This window comes from Streptomyces camponoticapitis, assembly GCF_014646115.1.
Classification (GTDB): domain Bacteria; phylum Actinomycetota; class Actinomycetes; order Streptomycetales; family Streptomycetaceae; genus Streptomyces; species Streptomyces camponoticapitis.
In genome coordinates this window covers 180,794-196,130 of the sequence record NZ_BMMV01000007.1, presented here as the reverse complement: position 1 = coordinate 196,130, position 15,337 = coordinate 180,794, and the positions used below count along the sequence as shown (strand labels likewise).

Genomic DNA, 15,337 nt, shown 5'->3' with positions numbered 1-15,337 from the left:
TGGACGGTCGTGCCCGCACGTCAGATCGCGTACGCGCCCGTGTGCGGCCTTCCGTGTTCGCGCGCGTACGGGGTGAGAGCCACCGCCCCGATCCCGCGCACCGAGTTCCGCGGGCCCAGGTCCAGCGGACTCACGCCCAGTTGGTCCGCGAGCTGCGGGGACAGATACGCGGCGAGATCCGCCCACTCCTCGTCGTCGGCTCCGGGATCTCCCACCGGGGTGATGCCCTCTTCGACGCAGGCGTCCCGCTCCTCGGGCAGGGGCCCGCCCACCGTGTACCGCGCGCCGTCGTCGCTCCAGTACGAGCCGAACCGGCGTACGACGGTCCCGTCCTCGACGACGAGCCACCCCGCCCCGCCGCCCTGCTCGCCGTAGTAGTACGCCTGGGCCCGGCCGTAGCGGCGGCTCAGCTCCGTGACGACGCGCAGGACATCCTCCGCGCGCTCCGGATCAACGGGATTGCACCAGGGACCGAGCACCAGGGTCCAACCGTCGACCTCCGGAGTGACGTAGACCCTGCCGTACTCGGCGCCGTCGTGGCTGTCGTGCATTCCGACGTTCAGCCCCAGCTCGAACGTCGCGGGCCGCGCCTCGAAGAGGCCGAGCACCTCCACGATTCCCCGCTGGTCGCCGGTGGGGACGGCTATCCAGGAGGTGGAGCAGGTGTCGAGGGGCTGGGCCCGGTCGTCCAGCACCTTGATACGGATCAGCCGCTCCACAGCGGCACGGTCCGCCGGCGACAGCGCCTCCTCGCCACCGACCGACGCGAGGACGGACAGGGCGCGGGACCGCAGATTTCCGGGTCCATGGACGCGTACGTCGCGCATTCGTTCCACGACGCCGGGTCCCAGCATCGTCAGCACCCACTCGGCCCGCTGGGCGACGTCCGGGTCCGGATCCGCGAGCAGTGGGGTCAACGCGTCGATCACCAGGGCGTAGTCCACGTCGGGGTTCGGCTCCCGGCCGAAGGCCACCGAGCAGGCGCACTGGATTCCGTACGCGGCGGAGTTCCGCACCTCGGCGGACGGGTGCGAGAGCGCCGCTACGTAACGGTCGACCGTACGTAGCGCGACGAACACGCGGCTGACGTGGCGGCGCGACTCCTCGTCCCCGGCGGCGGCCAGCGCCGCCTGCACCCCGTCGAAGGCGACCGGTCCGATCCGCTTGGCCAGGACGAACTCGATCTGCCCGTGCGGAACGGGCGAGTCCGCGCCCAGCAACTCATCGAGCAGCGGCCCCACCGCGGCGCTCCCCCAACCGGCCAGCCTCTCCCGAGCCGCCTCCCGCAGGCCGGGGTCGGCAAGGGCCTTGATCGCATCCACCACGGTCTCCTTCTCGGGCGCGAGCGCGCTGCTCCAGGAGCCCATGGTGGTACACGGCACTGACAGTCCCTCCCTGCCACGAGGCAGGGCCGACCGCGAGGTGCGGTCGGCCCTGATCGGCGGAGCCGGGCTACTTTGACGCGAAGACCTCTTCGTGGGACCCAGCGGTCACGGCTCGGGTGTCGCCGGCGCTACTCGTCCGAGAAGAGGCCTTCGGCGGACGGCGTGGTGAGGGCGCGGGCGAGCCAGCGCAGCAGGATCTCGGGGTCATCGCATCCGGTGATGCGCTCGCGGGCGTCCTCCGGGACGTCGACGCCGCGCCGCTCCAGGACGAAGAGGATGTCTTCCGCCCGACTTTCGGCTCGGCCCTCAGTTCGGCCCTCAGTCCGGCCCTCAGTTCGGCCCTCGTTCCGGATTTCCTCCGAGAGCGGCGACTTGTAGAAAGAAAGGTCCACGGCCACCAGTTTCCTCCAGAGTGCTGCGGCGGGCAGGTTGCCCAAGCCCTGTGAGATGAGTTCGACGATCGGGTTCTTGACGTCTTCTGGGGTTTCCCGCAGCGCGGTCGTCATCGCTTTGAGTATGACATCGGGGTCCCGATCGGCACCGTGCGTAATAAGAGCCAGCGTGGCGAGTGCCAGGTCCTTTTGGACCTCGGCCGCGTCGGTGATCACCGGCATGTTGTGCGGGCCCACCACCAGCGGGCGCAGGGTGATTGACGCCCACTGCGGGAGACCGATGTCGACGGGCCGCGCCGCCCATTCAGCCGTGGCGCGATCCTGGCAGACGACCAGCAGTACGGGCGGTAGCCGGTACTTCGTGTACAGATACGACAGGTAGTAGGTCCAGCTTGCGGGCTTGTCCCGGTCCTTCTTCCCTTGGGCCTCGATCGCGAGGAGATAGGACGCGCCGTCCTCGGTCTCGACCCGTAAGAGCGTGTCCACGCGTCGCTCGACGGGCCGGGCCTCGGTGAGGTCCGTTGGCATGACGGTGACCCCCACGAGTGGGCCGAAGTCGACCCCCAGCACTTCGGAGACACCGGAGAAGAGCCCCGGGTGGTCCTGAAAGATGCGATGCATCGCCTCATGGGGCGAGCTGACCATGCGGGTTCCCGTGGAGTGAGTGGAGTTTGTCTCTGGCACATGCCAAGACTTCGATCTCGCTGAGCATAAGCAGACAATCCGCCCTGGTTATGGCTCAGTTGGGCATATTCACCCGCAAGGATGAGACTGGCCGTACGAGATCCAGCTCCGCCCACACCGTCTTGCGCGGCACCGGCCCCTGCGTCACCCCCCACCGGTCCGCCAGCACCTCCACCAGCAGCAGCCCTCTGCCCGACTCGGCGTCCGGGGGTGGCAGTTGGGGGTTGAGTCCCGGGAGGCGGTCGCCACGGGTGTCGGTCACCTCGATGCGGAGCACCCGCCCGTCGTCCGTCCTGCGCAGCTCCAGCAGGAAGTCCCGCCCGGACAGCCGGCCGTGCGTGGCCGCGTTCGTCGCCAGCTCGGCGGTCACCTGTTCCGCCGCCTCGATCGTCCGGGACGGCAGGTCCCAGGCGAGCAGATGCGCGGTGGTGAGCCGCCGGGCGAGACGGGCGCCGCGTGGCGTGGGTGACAGGAGTACGCCGAAGTGGCGTTCCGAAAGACCGAGTTGGGTGATTTCTTGATTCACGTCACTCAGCGTGGCGGTCCATGCATACGCTGACCAGTGATGACTCCGGTACGTACGGCGACTGTCCGGGGCTTGTCCAGCGCTGTCCAGCCTGTCCGGAGGGGGCGGCGGTACCAGGGAGGCGGGTGTGCGGTGAGCGTGGACACGGACGGTACGGAGCCCAGGACCGAGACGGACGAGCCGGGTTGGGAAGTCGACCCGGACGACGAATCGGGCGCGGCGGTCGTCGCGACGGTCGGCAGGCAGCTACGGCTGCGCCGCGAGGCGGCCGGCCTGCGGGCGGCGGAGTTCGGCCAGGCGATCGGCTACGGCGAGGACCTGGTCTACAAGGTCGAGTCGGGCACGCGGATTCCCCGCCAGGAGTACCTGGACAAGGCGGACAGGGTCTTGCGGGCGGAGGGGATGATCTCCGCGATGAAGCAGGACGTGGCGGAGGTTCGCTATCCGAAGCGGGTTCGGGATCTGGCGAGGATGGAGGCCAGGGCAGTTGAGCTGTTGTCGTACGGCAGCCACAATCTGCACGGTCTGCTCCAGACGGAGGAGTACGCGCGTGCGCTGCTCTCTACGAGGAGGCCCGCACTGTCGGACGACGAATTGGCGCAGGCAGTTGCGGCACGAATGGCCCGGCGTTCCATCCTCGACCGTTCGCCGGCGCCCGAGCTGAGTTTTGTCCAGGAAGAGGTCACGCTTCGCCGCCCGGTGGGTGGCAAAATGGTGTTGCGCAGGCAGCTCCAACACCTGCTGCAAGTAGGGCAGTTGCGCAACGTTGAGATCCAGGTGATGCCGACCTCTCATGGGGATCATCCTGGGACGAGCGGGCGCATCCAAGTGCTGAAGTTCGGGGATGGCACGTCGGTCGGACGCACTGATGAGGAGTTCGGTGGCCGACCTGTCTCCGATCCGAGGCAGCTAAGGATCTTGGAACTGCGTTATGGCATCATCCGGGCCGAGGCTCTTAATGCGCGTGAGTCTCTGGCCTTCATCGAGGAAGCCCTAGGGGAGACATGATCCGCAGCACCTCAGCCGAGGACGCGAACGAGCTGGCGTGGTTCAAGAGCAGCTACAGCGATAGCAGCAACCCCAACGACTGCGTCGAGGTCGCCACCACCCCCACCACGGTCCACGTCCGTGACTCCAAGACCCCCCAAGGCCCCCGCCTCGGCCTCACACCCACCGCGTGGGCGAGCTTCGTGTCCTACGCGTCGGAGTCATGAACCCGCCCTGAACGCGCCTCACACCCAGAGGGTGAGGTTCGGCATCAGCGGCCGTAGTGGTAGCGGCAGGCCGCGATCCGGACCTCGTCCTCCATCAATTTGTGGACCAGACGGTGTTCCTCAGTGATACGGCGTGACCAGTACCCCTGGAAACCGTGCTTGAGCGGCTCCGGCTTCCCGATGCCCTCGTTGCCGTTGCGCGTCACGTCCTGGAGAAGGGTATTGATCCGCTTCAGAACCTTTCGGTCCTCCGACTGCCACCACACGTAGTCGTCCCAGGCGGACTCGGACCACACCAGCTTCACTCGGCAAGCTCCTGCACTGTGCCGCCGCCGTTCTCGAGCTGGTCGATCGAGGCCAGCAGGCGGCGGGCGTTCTCAGGGTTCCTCAGCAGGTAGGCCGTCTCCTTGAGGGACTCGTAGTCGTCCAATGCCACCATCACGACCGCATCGTGCCCGGCTCTCGTGATTATGACTTCCTCACGGTCGTTGACGACCGAGTCCAGCGTCTCCGCATACTTTGCCCGCGACTCGGTGTACGACATCGTCCTCATGAGATCGCCTCCCAGCGCTACGTACAGATAACTGTACAGGCGCTGGTCTGAAGACGGCTCGGCTTTCGCGTGACGCATACCCCGTGCGGCCCCACTCCTGCGCGTGGCACGGAGGCGGACCACGCGCCGGGGGTGAGTCCGATGAATCACGCGTGCCGCGGCATCTCGTCCCTCAGGTTGGGGCGGAGCTGGGTTCGCAGTTCCGCCGTGTTCTCGGGGATGTGGGGCGACGTCGCCTGTTCGGTCGGGGTGGGGGCCGCCTCGTCCTCCTCGCCCGTGATCGCGAGGGTGCAGTCCGTTTCGCTCGGCATGTCCCGGCTGTCCACTACTTTGCGCATGATGCACCTCTACGTACCAGTGTCCTCCTGTTCAGGTGACTCCGGCCAGGCCCCGCGCGTGCTTCGCGTCCACCCGAGGATTCGGCGCTCACCCCGTGGGGTACGCTCTCCGGCCGCGATTGGCCAGGGCTCCGGGCCATATGGCACACTGCACAGGTTGCTCGGTTGAGTGCCGATGCTGCGCGCCTCCCGTCGGGAGGACCGGAAGCGAGTCCCACAGTACTCGTCGCCCCATCTGCCTCTCACGGCAGCGCTGAGGCGGACGTACGGGAATCTTCTGGGAAGTGTCAGCGGGGTACCGGCCAGGCGCCCGGTGGGCGTTCGTCCCCGGTCTCGCGGACTTCGGGCCCGCACCCCTTGGCAGGGAAATCCTTCGGGAATTTCGACGAAAAGGGAATGCGACACGCCCGACCGCGTGGGTCGGAGGCAGGCGGTCCCTGTGCACAGGGGACAAGCCTCATCCGGGGGCCAGAGCGTTTCGAGAGAACAGGACTACTGAGTAGCCATGGCGGGACAGAAGATCCGCATCCGGCTCAAGGCCTACGACCACGAGGTCATCGACTCTTCGGCGAAGAAGATCGTCGAGACGGTGACTCGCACTGGTGCGTCGGTCGCGGGCCCGGTGCCGCTGCCCACTGAGAAGAACGTGTACTGCGTCATCAAGTCGCCGCACAAGTACAAGGACTCGCGCGAGCACTTCGAGATGCGCACGCACAAGCGCCTGATCGACATCCTCGACCCGACGCCCAAGACCGTTGACTCGTTGATGCGCCTGGACCTTCCGGCCGGCGTCGACATCGAGATCAAGCTCTGAGAGGCGCGGAAGAGATGGCAAAGCAGATCAAGGGTGTCCTGGGCGAGAAGCTCGGCATGACCCAGGTCTGGGACGAGAACAACCGTGTCGTCCCGGTGACCGTGGTCAAGGCCGGACCCTGCGTCGTTACCCAGGTCCGTACGAATGACTCCGACGGCTACGAGTCGGTCCAGATCGCCTTCGGCGAGATCGACCCGCGCAAGGTGAACAAGCCCCTCAAGGGCCACTTCTCCAAGGCCGACGTGACCCCCCGCCGCCACATGGTGGAGCTCCGCACCTCCGACGCCGGCGAGTACACGCTCGGCCAGGAGATCACCGCTGCCGCGTTCGAGTCCGGCGTCAAGGTCGACGTCACGGGCAAGAGCAAGGGCAAGGGCTTCGCCGGTGTCATGAAGCGTCACAACTTCAAGGGCCTCGGCGCCGGTCACGGAACCCAGCGCAAGCACCGCTCTCCCGGCTCCATCGGTGGCTGCGCCACCCCGGGCCGTGTGTTCAAGGGCCTCCGCATGGCGGGTCGCATGGGCAACGAGCGGGTCACCACCCAGAACCTGACCGTTCACGCCGTTGACGCGGAGAAGGGCCTGCTCCTCATCAAGGGCGCGGTCCCCGGTCCGAACGGCGGCCTCGTCCTGGTCCGCACCGCGGCGAAGGGGGCCTGAAGACATGAGCAGCACCATTGACATCATGTCGCCCTCGGGCGACAAGACCGGGACCGTCGAGCTCCCGGCCGAGATCTTCGACGCCAAGGTCAGCATCCCGCTGATCCACCAGGTCGTCGTCGCGCAGCTGGCCGCCGCCCGTCAGGGCACGCACAAGGTCAAGCGCCGTGGCGAGGTCCGTGGTGGTGGCAAGAAGCCTTACCGCCAGAAGGGCACCGGCCGCGCCCGTCAGGGTTCGACCCGTGCGCCGCAGTTCGCCGGCGGTGGCGTCGTACACGGCCCCACCCCGCGTGACTACTCGCAGCGGACCCCGAAGAAGATGAAGGTCGCCGCCCTGCGCGGGGCCCTCTCGGACCGGGCCCGCAACGCTCGTATCCACGTCGTCTCCGACGTGGTCGAGGGCGCGGCGTCCACCAAGGCCGCCAAGAGCCTGCTCGGCAAGGTCAGTGAGCGCAAGCACGTGCTCCTGGTCGTCGAGCGGAGCGACGAGGCCGCGTGGCTGTCCGCGCGCAACCTCCCCGAGGTCCACCTGCTGGACCCGGGACAGCTCAACACGTACGACGTGCTTGTCTCCGACGACGTGGTCTTCACCAAGGCCGCCTTCGAGTCCTTCGTGTCCGGCGGGGCTGCGCGACAGACTGCCGAGACCGAGGGGAGCGAAGCCTGATGGCCGAGATCACCAGCAAGACCTTCACGGACCCGCGTGACGTTCTCGTCAAGCCCGTGGTGTCCGAGAAGAGCTACGCGCTGCTCGACGAGAACAAGTACACGTTCATCGTCGCGCCCGGCTCCAACAAGACCCAGATCAAGCAGGCCGTCGAGGCGGTCTTCTCGGTCAAGGTCACCGGGGTCAACACGATCAACCGGCAGGGCAAGCGCAAGCGCACCCGCACCGGTTTCGGCAAGCGCTCGGACACCAAGCGCGCCATCGTGACCCTCGCCGAGGGCGACCGTATCGACATCTTCGGCGGCCCGACTTCCTAACGGGAGTCGGATCGAATCGAAGTCCGGAATATTCCGAGGACTGAGAAATGGGTATCCGCAAGTACAAGCCGACGACCCCGGGCCGTCGTGGCTCCAGCGTCGCCGACTTCGTCGAGATCACGCGGTCCACGCCGGAGAAGTCGCTGGTCCGCCCCCTGCACAGCAAGGGCGGCCGTAACAACGCCGGTCGTGTGACCGTTCGCCACCAGGGCGGCGGCCACAAGCGCGCTTTCCGTCTGATCGACTTCCGTCGTCACGACAAGGACGGCGTGCCGGCCAAGGTCGCGCACATCGAGTACGACCCGAACCGCACCGCGCGCATCGCGCTCCTGCACTACGCGGACGGCGAGAAGCGCTACATTCTCGCGCCGCGTGGCCTGACGCAGGGCAGCCGTGTCGAGAACGGCCCGTCCGCCGACATCAAGCCCGGCAACAACCTGGCGCTGCGCAACATCCCGGTCGGTACGACCATCCACGCCATCGAGCTGCGTCCCGGCGGCGGCGCGAAGTTCGCCCGTTCCGCGGGCACTTCCGTGCAGCTGCTGGCGAAGGAGGGCTCCATGGCCCACCTTCGTATGCCGTCCGGAGAGATCCGGCTGGTCGACGTCCGCTGCCGCGCCACCATCGGTGAGGTCGGCAACGCCGAGCAGTCGAACATCAACTGGGGCAAGGCCGGCCGCATGCGCTGGAAGGGCGTCCGCCCGACCGTCCGCGGTGTCGCCATGAACCCCGTTGACCACCCGCACGGTGGTGGTGAGGGCAAGACCTCCGGTGGTCGCCACCCGGTCAGCCCGTGGGGTCAGAAGGAAGGTCGTACGCGTTCGCCGAAGAAGGCGAGCAACAAGTACATCGTCCGCCGCCGCAAGACGAACAAGAAGCGCTAGGAGCGGGTTTTCAGATGCCGCGCAGTCTCAAGAAGGGGCCCTTCGTAGACGGCCACCTCATCAAGAAGGTGGACGTCCAGAACGAAGCTGGCACCAAGAACGTCATCAAGACCTGGTCCCGTCGCTCGATGATCGTCCCGGCAATGCTGGGCCACACCATCGCGGTGCACAACGGCAAGATCCATGTCCCGGTGTTCGTCACCGAGTCGATGGTCGGCCACAAGCTCGGCGAGTTCTCGCCGACTCGCACCTTCCGCGGCCACGTCAAGGACGACCGGAAGTCGAAGCGCCGCTAACGGCGGGGTGGAAACGACTATGACTTACACCGAAGGGACAACCATGGAAGCCAGGGCCCAGGCGCGGTACATCCGCGTCACGCCCATGAAGGCCCGCCGCGTGGTGGACCTCATCCGTGGCATGGATGCCACGGAGGCTCAGGCGGTCCTGCGTTTCGCCCCGCAGGCCGCGAGCGTGCCGGTCGGCAAGGTGCTTGACAGCGCCATTGCCAACGCCGCGCACAACTACGACCACTCCGACGCCACTTCGCTGGTCATCAGCGAGGCGTACGTGGACGAGGGTCCGACCCTGAAGCGGTTCCGGCCGCGTGCCCAGGGCCGCGCCTACCGGATCCGTAAGCGGACCAGCCACATCACCGTGGTCGTCAGCAGCAAGGAAGGAACCCGGTAATGGGCCAGAAGGTTAACCCGCATGGGTTCCGGCTCGGTATCACCACGGACTTCAAGTCCCGCTGGTATGCCGACAAGCTGTACAAGGACTACGTCAAGGAAGACGTCGCCATTCGTCGCATGATGACGAAGGGGATGGAGCGTGCCGGTATCTCCAAGGTGGAGATCGAGCGCACCCGTGACCGCGTCCGCGTGGACATCCACACCGCACGTCCGGGCATCGTCATCGGCCGCCGCGGCGCCGAGGCCGACCGTATCCGCGGCGAGCTGGAGAAGCTGACCGGCAAGCAGGTCCAGCTGAACATCCTTGAGGTCAAGAACCCCGAGGTGGACGCTCAGCTGGTGGCCCAGGCCGTCGCCGAGCAGCTGTCCTCGCGTGTCTCCTTCCGTCGCGCCATGCGCAAGAGCATGCAGTCGACGATGAAGGCCGGCGCCAAGGGCATCAAGATCCAGTGCGGTGGCCGCCTCGGCGGCGCCGAGATGTCGCGCTCGGAGTTCTACCGCGAGGGCCGCGTGCCCCTGCACACGCTCCGGGCCAACGTCGACTACGGCTTCTTCGAGGCCAAGACGACCTTCGGCCGTATCGGCGTGAAGGTCTGGATCTACAAGGGCGACGTCAAGAACATCGCCGAGGTGCGCGCCGAGAACGCCGCGGCGCGCGCGGGCAACCGTCCGGCTCGTGGTGGCGGCAGCGACCGTCCCGCCGGCCGCGGTGGCCGCGGTGGCGAGCGTGGCGGTCGCGGTGGCCGCAAGCCGCAGCAGGCTCCGGGTGCCGAGGCCCCCAAGGCCGACGCGACGGCTGCTCCGGCCGCGGAGGCCGCGCCCACTTCTACCGGCGGAACGGAGGCCTGACCGAAATGCTGATCCCCCGTAGGGTCAAGCACCGCAAGCAGCACCACCCGAAGCGCAGCGGAATGTCCAAGGGTGGCACGCAGGTTGCGTTCGGCGAGTACGGCATCCAGGCGCTGACCCCGGCATACGTGACGAACCGCCAGATCGAGGCGGCTCGTATCGCGATGACCCGTCATATCAAGCGTGGCGGCAAGGTCTGGATCAACATCTACCCGGACCGTCCGCTCACGAAGAAGCCCGCCGAGACCCGCATGGGTTCCGGTAAGGGTTCTCCCGAGTGGTGGATCGCGAACGTCAAGCCCGGCCGGGTGATGTTCGAGCTGTCCTACCCGAACGAGAAGGTTGCCAAGGAGGCGCTCACCCGCGCCGCCCACAAGCTTCCGATGAAGTGCCGCATCGTTCGGCGCGAGGCAGGTGAGTCGTGATGGCGGCCGTTACCAAGGCGTCCGAGCTGCGTGAACTGGGCAACGAGGAGCTTGTCGACAAGCTCCGCGAGGCCAAGGAAGAGCTGTTCAACCTCCGCTTCCAGGCGGCGACCGGTCAGCTTGAGAACCACGGCCGGCTGAAGCTGGTCCGGAAGGACATCGCGCGGATCTACACCCTGATGCGTGAGCGCGAGCTGGGCATCGAGACGGTGGAGAGCGCCTGATGACTGAGAGCAACGTGACCGAGACGACCGCGAAGAGCGACCGCGGATTCCGCAAGACCCGTGAGGGTCTCGTCGTCAGCGACAAGATGGACAAGACCGTCGTCGTCGCTGTCGAGGACCGCGTGAAGCACGCCCTGTACGGCAAGGTCATCCGCCGTACGAACAAGCTCAAGGCGCACGACGAGCAGAACGCCGCCGGGATCGGCGACCGTGTCCTCCTCATGGAGACCCGGCCGCTGTCGGCGACCAAGCGCTGGCGCATCGTCGAGATCCTCGAGAAGGCCAAGTAATCCCTCCCAGGGCATTCTCTGGGAGTAGTTCCGCCAGGCTCGGTGGGGGCCGTACGTACGTCACGGCCCCCACCGGGAACCGGCAGACGATCAGGAGATAGACGTGATCCAGCAGGAGTCGCGACTGCGTGTCGCCGACAACACTGGTGCCAAGGAGATCCTTTGCATCCGTGTTCTCGGTGGCTCGGGTCGCCGCTACGCGGGTATCGGTGACGTCATCGTCGCCACCGTCAAGGACGCGATCCCCGGTGGCAACGTGAAGAAGGGTGACGTCATCAAGGCGGTCATCGTTCGCACCGTGAAGGAACGCCGCCGCCAGGACGGCTCGTACATCCGCTTCGACGAGAACGCCGCCGTCATTCTGAAGAACGACGGCGACCCTCGTGGCACCCGTATCTTCGGCCCGGTGGGCCGTGAGCTGCGCGAGAAGAAGTTCATGAAGATCATCTCGCTCGCGCCGGAGGTGCTGTAAGCATGAAGATCAAGAAGGGCGACCTGGTTCAGGTCATCACCGGTAAGGACAAGGGCAAGCAGGGCAAGGTCATCGTGGCCTACCCCACGCAGAACCGTGTCCTCGTCGAGGGTGTCAACCGGGTCAAGAAGCACACCAAGGCCGGCCAGACCGCTCGTGGTTCGCAGACCGGCGGCATCGTGACGACCGAGGCCCCTGTCCACATCAGCAATGTTCAGCTGGTCGTGGAGAAGGACGGCAAGAAGGTCGTCACCCGCGTCGGGTACCGCTTTGACGACGAGGGCAACAAGATCCGCGTTGCCAAGCGGACCGGTGAGGACATCTGATGACGACCACAACCGCACCGCGTCTGAAGCTGCGCTACCGCGAGGAGATCGCCGGCAAGCTGCGTGAGGAGTTCTCCCTGGAGAACGTCATGCAGGTCCCCGGTCTCGTCAAGATCGTGGTCAACATGGGTGTGGGCGACGCCGCCCGCGACTCCAAGCTGATCGAGGGTGCCATCAAGGACCTCACCACGATCACCGGCCAGAAGCCGGCCGTGACAAAGGCCCGCAAGTCGATCGCGCAGTTCAAGCTGCGCGAGGGGCAGCCGATCGGCTGCCACGTCACCCTCCGCGGTGACCGCATGTGGGAGTTCCTGGACCGTACGCTGTCGCTCGCGCTGCCGCGTATCCGTGACTTCCGCGGCCTGTCGCCCAAGCAGTTCGACGGCCGTGGCAACTACACCTTCGGTCTCACGGAGCAGGTCATGTTCCACGAGATCGACCAGGACAAGATCGACCGGGTCCGGGGCATGGACATCACCGTGGTGACCACGGCGACCAACGACGACGAGGGTCGTGCCCTCCTTCGTCACCTCGGCTTCCCGTTCAAGGAGAACTGACCGTGGCGAAGAAGGCTCTGATCGCTAAGGCCGCCCGCAAGCCGAAGTTCGGCGTGCGCGGTTACACCCGCTGCCAGCGCTGCGGGCGTCCCCACTCCGTCTACCGCAAGTTCGGCCTCTGCCGTGTCTGCCTTCGTGAGATGGCACACCGCGGCGAGCTGCCGGGCGTCACCAAGAGCTCCTGGTAATTCCGTTACTTCAGCATTCAGTTGAAGTAGGGAATCAACCAGAGCTCTCGGTAAGCAACTGGTCGGCGGATGCCCTGCCCCACATGCCGTAGGCTTGCGGGGTTGGGCGTCCGGCGCCCAAAACTTACTACGCCGTAGGTCCCCGCACCGCACCCGTCCCGCCATCGAGCGGGGAGAGGGATGGCGCATACAGGAAACCCCGGCGAGAGAGGCCGAAGGCCAATTCATGACCATGACTGATCCCATCGCAGACATGCTCACGCGTCTGCGTAACGCGAACTCGGCGTATCACGACACCGTCGAGATGCCGCACAGCAAGATCAAGTCGCACATCGCGGAGATCCTCCAGCAGGAGGGCTTCATCACCGGCTGGAAGGTCGAGGACGCCGAGGTCGGCAAGAGCCTCACCCTCGAGCTGAAGTTCGGCCCGAACCGCGAGCGTTCGATCGCCGGCATCAAGCGCATCTCGAAGCCGGGTCTGCGCGTGTATGCCAAGTCCACCAACCTGCCCAAGGTGCTCGGCGGCCTGGGCGTGGCGATCATCTCCACGTCCCACGGTCTTCTGACCGGCCAGCAGGCAGGCAAGAAGGGCGTAGGTGGGGAAGTCCTCGCCTACGTCTGGTAGTCGGGAACGGAGGAAAAGCTCATGTCGCGAATCGGCAAGCTCCCCATCCAGGTTCCCACCGGTGTGGACGTCACCATCGACGGCCGCACGGTCGCGGTGAAGGGCCCCAAGGGTTCCCTCTCGCACACCGTCGCAGCGCCGATCGAGGTCACCAAGGGCGATGACGGCACCCTCGCGGTGCTGCGCCCGAACGACGAGCGTCAGAACAAGGCCCTTCACGGCCTGTCCCGCACGCTGGTGGCGAACATGATCACCGGTGTGACCCAGGGATACAGCAAGGCGCTCGAAATCAGCGGTGTCGGTTACCGGGTCCAGGCGAAGGGCTCCAACCTGGAGTTCGCGCTCGGATACAGCCACCCGATCGTCGTCGAGGCCCCCGAGGGCATCACCTTCAAGGTCGAGTCCCCGACGAAGCTCAGTGTCGAGGGCATCGACAAGCAGAAGGTCGGCGAGGTCGCGGCGAACATCCGCAAGCTGCGGAAGCCCGACCCGTACAAGGCCAAGGGCGTCAAGTACGCCGGCGAGGTCATCCGCCGCAAGGTCGGAAAGGCGGGTAAGTAGCCATGGCATACGGTGTAAAGATCGCCAAGGGCAAGGCCTACAAGGCCGCTGCCATCAAGCGCCGTCACATCCGCGTACGCAAGAAGGTCTCGGGCACGCAGGTCCGCCCCCGGCTCGTTGTGACGCGTTCCAACCGCCACATGGTGGCCCAGGTCATCGACGACATCGCGGGCCACACGCTCGCTTCGGCGTCGAGCCTGGACTCGTCGATCCGCGGTGGCGAGGGTGACAAGAGCGCCCAGGCACAGCGGGTGGGTGCCCTGGTCGCCGAGCGCGCCAAGGCCGCCGGTATCGAGGCCGTCGTGTTCGACCGTGGTGGCAACCAGTACGCCGGGCGGATTGCCGCTCTGGCTGACGCCGCCCGTGAAGCCGGGCTGAAGTTCTAAGCCCCGGTTCCGGAGCTAGCGGACGTAACAGAGAGAGGTAAATCCAATGGCTGGACCCCAGCGCCGCGGAAGCGGTGCCGGTGGCGGCGAGCGGCGGGACCGGAAGGGCCGTGACGGTGGCGCTGCCGCCGAGAAGACCGCGTACGTCGAGCGTGTCGTCGCGATCAACCGTGTCGCCAAGGTCGTGAAGGGTGGTCGTCGCTTCAGCTTCACCGCGCTGGTCGTGGTGGGCGACGGTGACGGCACCGTGGGTGTCGGTTACGGCAAGGCCAAGGAGGTGCCGGCCGCCATCGCCAAGGGTGTTGAGGAGGCCAAGAAGCACTTCTTCAAGGTCCCCCGTATCCAGGGCACCATCCCGCACCCGATCCAGGGTGAGAAGGCGGCGGGCGTCGTCCTGCTCAAGCCCGCGTCCCCCGGTACCGGCGTCATCGCCGGTGGCCCGGTGCGTGCGGTGCTCGAGTGCGCCGGCGTCCACGACATCCTGTCGAAGTCGCTCGGCTCGTCGAACCCGATCAACATCGTGCACGCGACCGTGGCGGCCCTCCAGGGTCTGCAGCGTCCCGAGGAGATCGCGGCCCGCCGCGGTCTGCCCCTTGAGGACGTCGCCCCCGCGGCTCTGCTTCGTGCGCGTGCGGGAGCGGGTGCGTAATGGCCCGTCTCAAGATCACGCAGAAGAAGTCGTACATCGGCAGCAAGCAGAACCACCGCGAGACCCTTCGTTCGCTCGGCCTCAAGCGGGTCAACGATGTGGTTGTCAAGGAAGATCGTCCCGAGTTCCGCGGCATGGCCAACACCGTGCGGCACCTCGTGACGGTTGAGGAGGTCGACTGACATGGCGGAGCAGAAGCCGCTCAAGGTCCACAACCTCCGTCCTGCCCCCGGAGCCAAGACCGCCAAGACCCGTGTGGGCCGTGGCGAGGCGTCCAAGGGCAAGACCGCGGGTCGTGGCACCAAGGGCACCAAGGCCCGTTACCAGGTTCCGGAGCGCTTCGAGGGCGGGCAGATGCCCCTCCACATGCGTCTCCCGAAGCTCAAGGGCTTCAAGAACCCGTTCCGTACCGAGTACCAGGTGGTTAACCTGGACAAGCTGGCCGAGCTCTACCCGCAGGGTGGCGAGGTCACTGTGGCCGACCTGGTCGACAAGGGTGCGGTCCGCAAGAACAGCCTCGTCAAGGTCCTGGGCCAGGGCGAGATCTCCGTGGCACTGACGGTTTCGGTTGACGCCGCTTCCGGCTCCGCCAAGGAGAAGATTGCCGCCGCCGGCGGCTCCGTCACCGAACTCGTCTGAGACGTCTCGGACGAATTCGGTGGA

29 protein-coding genes are annotated in these 15,337 nt (G+C 66.6%); 23 read left to right on the top strand and 6 right to left on the bottom strand.

Annotation, left to right across the window (positions count from 1 at the left end):
- Positions 1-20: 20 nt before the first annotated feature.
- The 3 genes from IEY79_RS13460 to IEY79_RS13450 form a co-directional block, all read right to left on the bottom strand.
- Positions 21-1,382, bottom strand: a complete 1,362-nt coding sequence (locus IEY79_RS13460; protein ID WP_229700847.1) for a HEAT repeat domain-containing protein — start codon at positions 1,380-1,382, stop codon at positions 21-23.
- 131 nt (positions 1,383-1,513) lie between these two features.
- Positions 1,514-2,422, bottom strand: coding sequence for an RpnC/YadD family protein (locus tag IEY79_RS13455; RefSeq protein WP_189107658.1), 909 nt, complete (start codon positions 2,420-2,422; stop codon positions 1,514-1,516).
- Positions 2,423-2,516: 94 nt separating this feature from the next.
- Positions 2,517-2,987: an ATP-binding protein gene (locus IEY79_RS13450; protein WP_189107657.1), complete on the bottom strand. Its 471-nt coding sequence runs from the start codon at positions 2,985-2,987 to the stop codon at positions 2,517-2,519.
- Positions 2,988-3,119: 132 nt separating this feature from the next.
- Here IEY79_RS13450 and IEY79_RS13445 point away from each other — a divergent pair, with 132 nt between their 5' ends.
- Complete coding sequence (locus tag IEY79_RS13445) at positions 3,120-3,995, top strand: helix-turn-helix domain-containing protein (protein WP_229700846.1); 876 nt, start codon at positions 3,120-3,122, stop codon at positions 3,993-3,995.
- Positions 3,992-4,201, top strand: a complete 210-nt coding sequence (locus IEY79_RS13440; protein ID WP_189107655.1) for a DUF397 domain-containing protein — start codon at positions 3,992-3,994, stop codon at positions 4,199-4,201. The genes IEY79_RS13445 and IEY79_RS13440 overlap by 4 nt, the downstream gene beginning before the upstream one ends.
- 44 nt (positions 4,202-4,245) lie before the next feature.
- On the opposite strand, the gene IEY79_RS13435 is transcribed toward IEY79_RS13440, so the two are convergent.
- From IEY79_RS13435 to IEY79_RS13425, 3 genes are all read right to left on the bottom strand, one after another.
- Positions 4,246-4,506 (bottom strand): Txe/YoeB family addiction module toxin, encoded by a 261-nt coding sequence (locus IEY79_RS13435; protein ID WP_189107654.1) that lies wholly within the window; start codon positions 4,504-4,506, stop codon positions 4,246-4,248.
- Positions 4,503-4,754, bottom strand: a complete 252-nt coding sequence (locus IEY79_RS13430; RefSeq protein ID WP_078075549.1) for a type II toxin-antitoxin system Phd/YefM family antitoxin — start codon at positions 4,752-4,754, stop codon at positions 4,503-4,505. The genes IEY79_RS13435 and IEY79_RS13430 overlap by 4 nt, the downstream gene beginning before the upstream one ends.
- Positions 4,755-4,900: 146 nt before the next feature.
- Positions 4,901-5,092, bottom strand: a complete 192-nt coding sequence (locus IEY79_RS13425; RefSeq protein ID WP_189107653.1) for a DUF1059 domain-containing protein — start codon at positions 5,090-5,092, stop codon at positions 4,901-4,903.
- A 505-nt stretch (positions 5,093-5,597) separates the two neighbouring features.
- Between IEY79_RS13425 and rpsJ the strand changes: the two genes are divergently transcribed.
- The 21 genes from rpsJ (at position 5,598) to rplO (ending at position 15,313) form a co-directional block, all read left to right on the top strand.
- Entirely contained in the window at positions 5,598-5,906 is a 309-nt protein-coding gene (gene rpsJ, locus IEY79_RS13420; protein WP_003948644.1) for a 30S ribosomal protein S10, read from the top strand.
- 14 nt (positions 5,907-5,920) lie between these two features.
- Positions 5,921-6,565, top strand: coding sequence for a 50S ribosomal protein L3 (gene rplC / locus IEY79_RS13415; RefSeq protein WP_189107652.1), 645 nt, complete (start codon positions 5,921-5,923; stop codon positions 6,563-6,565).
- A 4-nt stretch (positions 6,566-6,569) separates the two neighbouring features.
- Complete coding sequence (rplD, locus tag IEY79_RS13410; RefSeq protein ID WP_189107651.1) at positions 6,570-7,232, top strand: 50S ribosomal protein L4; 663 nt, start codon at positions 6,570-6,572, stop codon at positions 7,230-7,232.
- Positions 7,232-7,549 (top strand): 50S ribosomal protein L23, encoded by a 318-nt coding sequence (gene rplW, locus IEY79_RS13405; RefSeq protein WP_078075546.1) that lies wholly within the window; start codon positions 7,232-7,234, stop codon positions 7,547-7,549. Before rplD ends, rplW begins: the two co-directional genes overlap by 1 nt.
- A gap of 47 nt (positions 7,550-7,596) precedes the next feature.
- Complete coding sequence (gene rplB, locus IEY79_RS13400) at positions 7,597-8,433, top strand: 50S ribosomal protein L2 (RefSeq protein WP_023539343.1); 837 nt, start codon at positions 7,597-7,599, stop codon at positions 8,431-8,433.
- Positions 8,434-8,447: 14 nt separating this feature from the next.
- Positions 8,448-8,729, top strand: coding sequence for a 30S ribosomal protein S19 (gene rpsS / locus IEY79_RS13395; RefSeq protein ID WP_003966956.1), 282 nt, complete (start codon positions 8,448-8,450; stop codon positions 8,727-8,729).
- Positions 8,730-8,772: 43 nt separating this feature from the next.
- On the top strand, positions 8,773-9,120 hold the full coding sequence (rplV, locus tag IEY79_RS13390) for a 50S ribosomal protein L22 (RefSeq protein ID WP_189107821.1): 348 nt from the start codon (positions 8,773-8,775) through the stop codon (positions 9,118-9,120).
- Positions 9,120-9,971 (top strand): 30S ribosomal protein S3, encoded by an 852-nt coding sequence (gene rpsC, locus IEY79_RS13385; protein ID WP_189107650.1) that lies wholly within the window; start codon positions 9,120-9,122, stop codon positions 9,969-9,971. The genes rplV and rpsC overlap by 1 nt, the downstream gene beginning before the upstream one ends.
- 5 nt (positions 9,972-9,976) lie before the next feature.
- Positions 9,977-10,396, top strand: coding sequence for a 50S ribosomal protein L16 (gene rplP / locus IEY79_RS13380; RefSeq protein WP_023539339.1), 420 nt, complete (start codon positions 9,977-9,979; stop codon positions 10,394-10,396).
- The gene (gene rpmC / locus IEY79_RS13375) at positions 10,396-10,620 is read left to right on the top strand and encodes a 50S ribosomal protein L29 (RefSeq protein WP_031230018.1); all 225 of its coding nucleotides are present in this window, start codon (positions 10,396-10,398) and stop codon (positions 10,618-10,620) included. The genes rplP and rpmC overlap by 1 nt, the downstream gene beginning before the upstream one ends.
- Positions 10,620-10,910 (top strand): 30S ribosomal protein S17, encoded by a 291-nt coding sequence (gene rpsQ, locus IEY79_RS13370; protein WP_189107649.1) that lies wholly within the window; start codon positions 10,620-10,622, stop codon positions 10,908-10,910. The genes rpmC and rpsQ overlap by 1 nt, the downstream gene beginning before the upstream one ends.
- Positions 10,911-11,013: 103 nt before the next feature.
- Complete coding sequence (gene rplN / locus IEY79_RS13365) at positions 11,014-11,382, top strand: 50S ribosomal protein L14 (protein WP_023539336.1); 369 nt, start codon at positions 11,014-11,016, stop codon at positions 11,380-11,382.
- A gap of 2 nt (positions 11,383-11,384) precedes the next feature.
- A complete protein-coding gene (rplX, locus tag IEY79_RS13360; RefSeq protein WP_189107648.1) occupies positions 11,385-11,708 on the top strand; it encodes a 50S ribosomal protein L24 in 324 nt (107 codons plus the stop codon).
- A complete protein-coding gene (gene rplE, locus IEY79_RS13355; RefSeq protein WP_023539334.1) occupies positions 11,708-12,265 on the top strand; it encodes a 50S ribosomal protein L5 in 558 nt (185 codons plus the stop codon). The genes rplX and rplE overlap by 1 nt, the downstream gene beginning before the upstream one ends.
- Before the next feature lie 2 nt (positions 12,266-12,267).
- Entirely contained in the window at positions 12,268-12,453 is a 186-nt protein-coding gene (locus tag IEY79_RS13350) for a type Z 30S ribosomal protein S14 (RefSeq protein WP_003948630.1), read from the top strand.
- 226 nt (positions 12,454-12,679) lie between these two features.
- Complete coding sequence (gene rpsH, locus IEY79_RS13345; protein WP_023539333.1) at positions 12,680-13,078, top strand: 30S ribosomal protein S8; 399 nt, start codon at positions 12,680-12,682, stop codon at positions 13,076-13,078.
- A gap of 21 nt (positions 13,079-13,099) precedes the next feature.
- Positions 13,100-13,639, top strand: a complete 540-nt coding sequence (gene rplF, locus IEY79_RS13340) for a 50S ribosomal protein L6 (protein ID WP_189107647.1) — start codon at positions 13,100-13,102, stop codon at positions 13,637-13,639.
- A gap of 2 nt (positions 13,640-13,641) precedes the next feature.
- The gene (gene rplR, locus IEY79_RS13335) at positions 13,642-14,025 is read left to right on the top strand and encodes a 50S ribosomal protein L18 (protein ID WP_189107646.1); all 384 of its coding nucleotides are present in this window, start codon (positions 13,642-13,644) and stop codon (positions 14,023-14,025) included.
- Between the two features lie 46 nt (positions 14,026-14,071).
- On the top strand, positions 14,072-14,674 hold the full coding sequence (rpsE, locus tag IEY79_RS13330) for a 30S ribosomal protein S5 (RefSeq protein ID WP_023539330.1): 603 nt from the start codon (positions 14,072-14,074) through the stop codon (positions 14,672-14,674).
- Complete coding sequence (gene rpmD, locus IEY79_RS13325; RefSeq protein ID WP_189107645.1) at positions 14,674-14,856, top strand: 50S ribosomal protein L30; 183 nt, start codon at positions 14,674-14,676, stop codon at positions 14,854-14,856. Before rpsE ends, rpmD begins: the two co-directional genes overlap by 1 nt.
- A gap of 1 nt (position 14,857) precedes the next feature.
- Entirely contained in the window at positions 14,858-15,313 is a 456-nt protein-coding gene (gene rplO, locus IEY79_RS13320; RefSeq protein WP_023539328.1) for a 50S ribosomal protein L15, read from the top strand.
- The last annotated feature ends 24 nt before the right edge of the window (positions 15,314-15,337 follow it).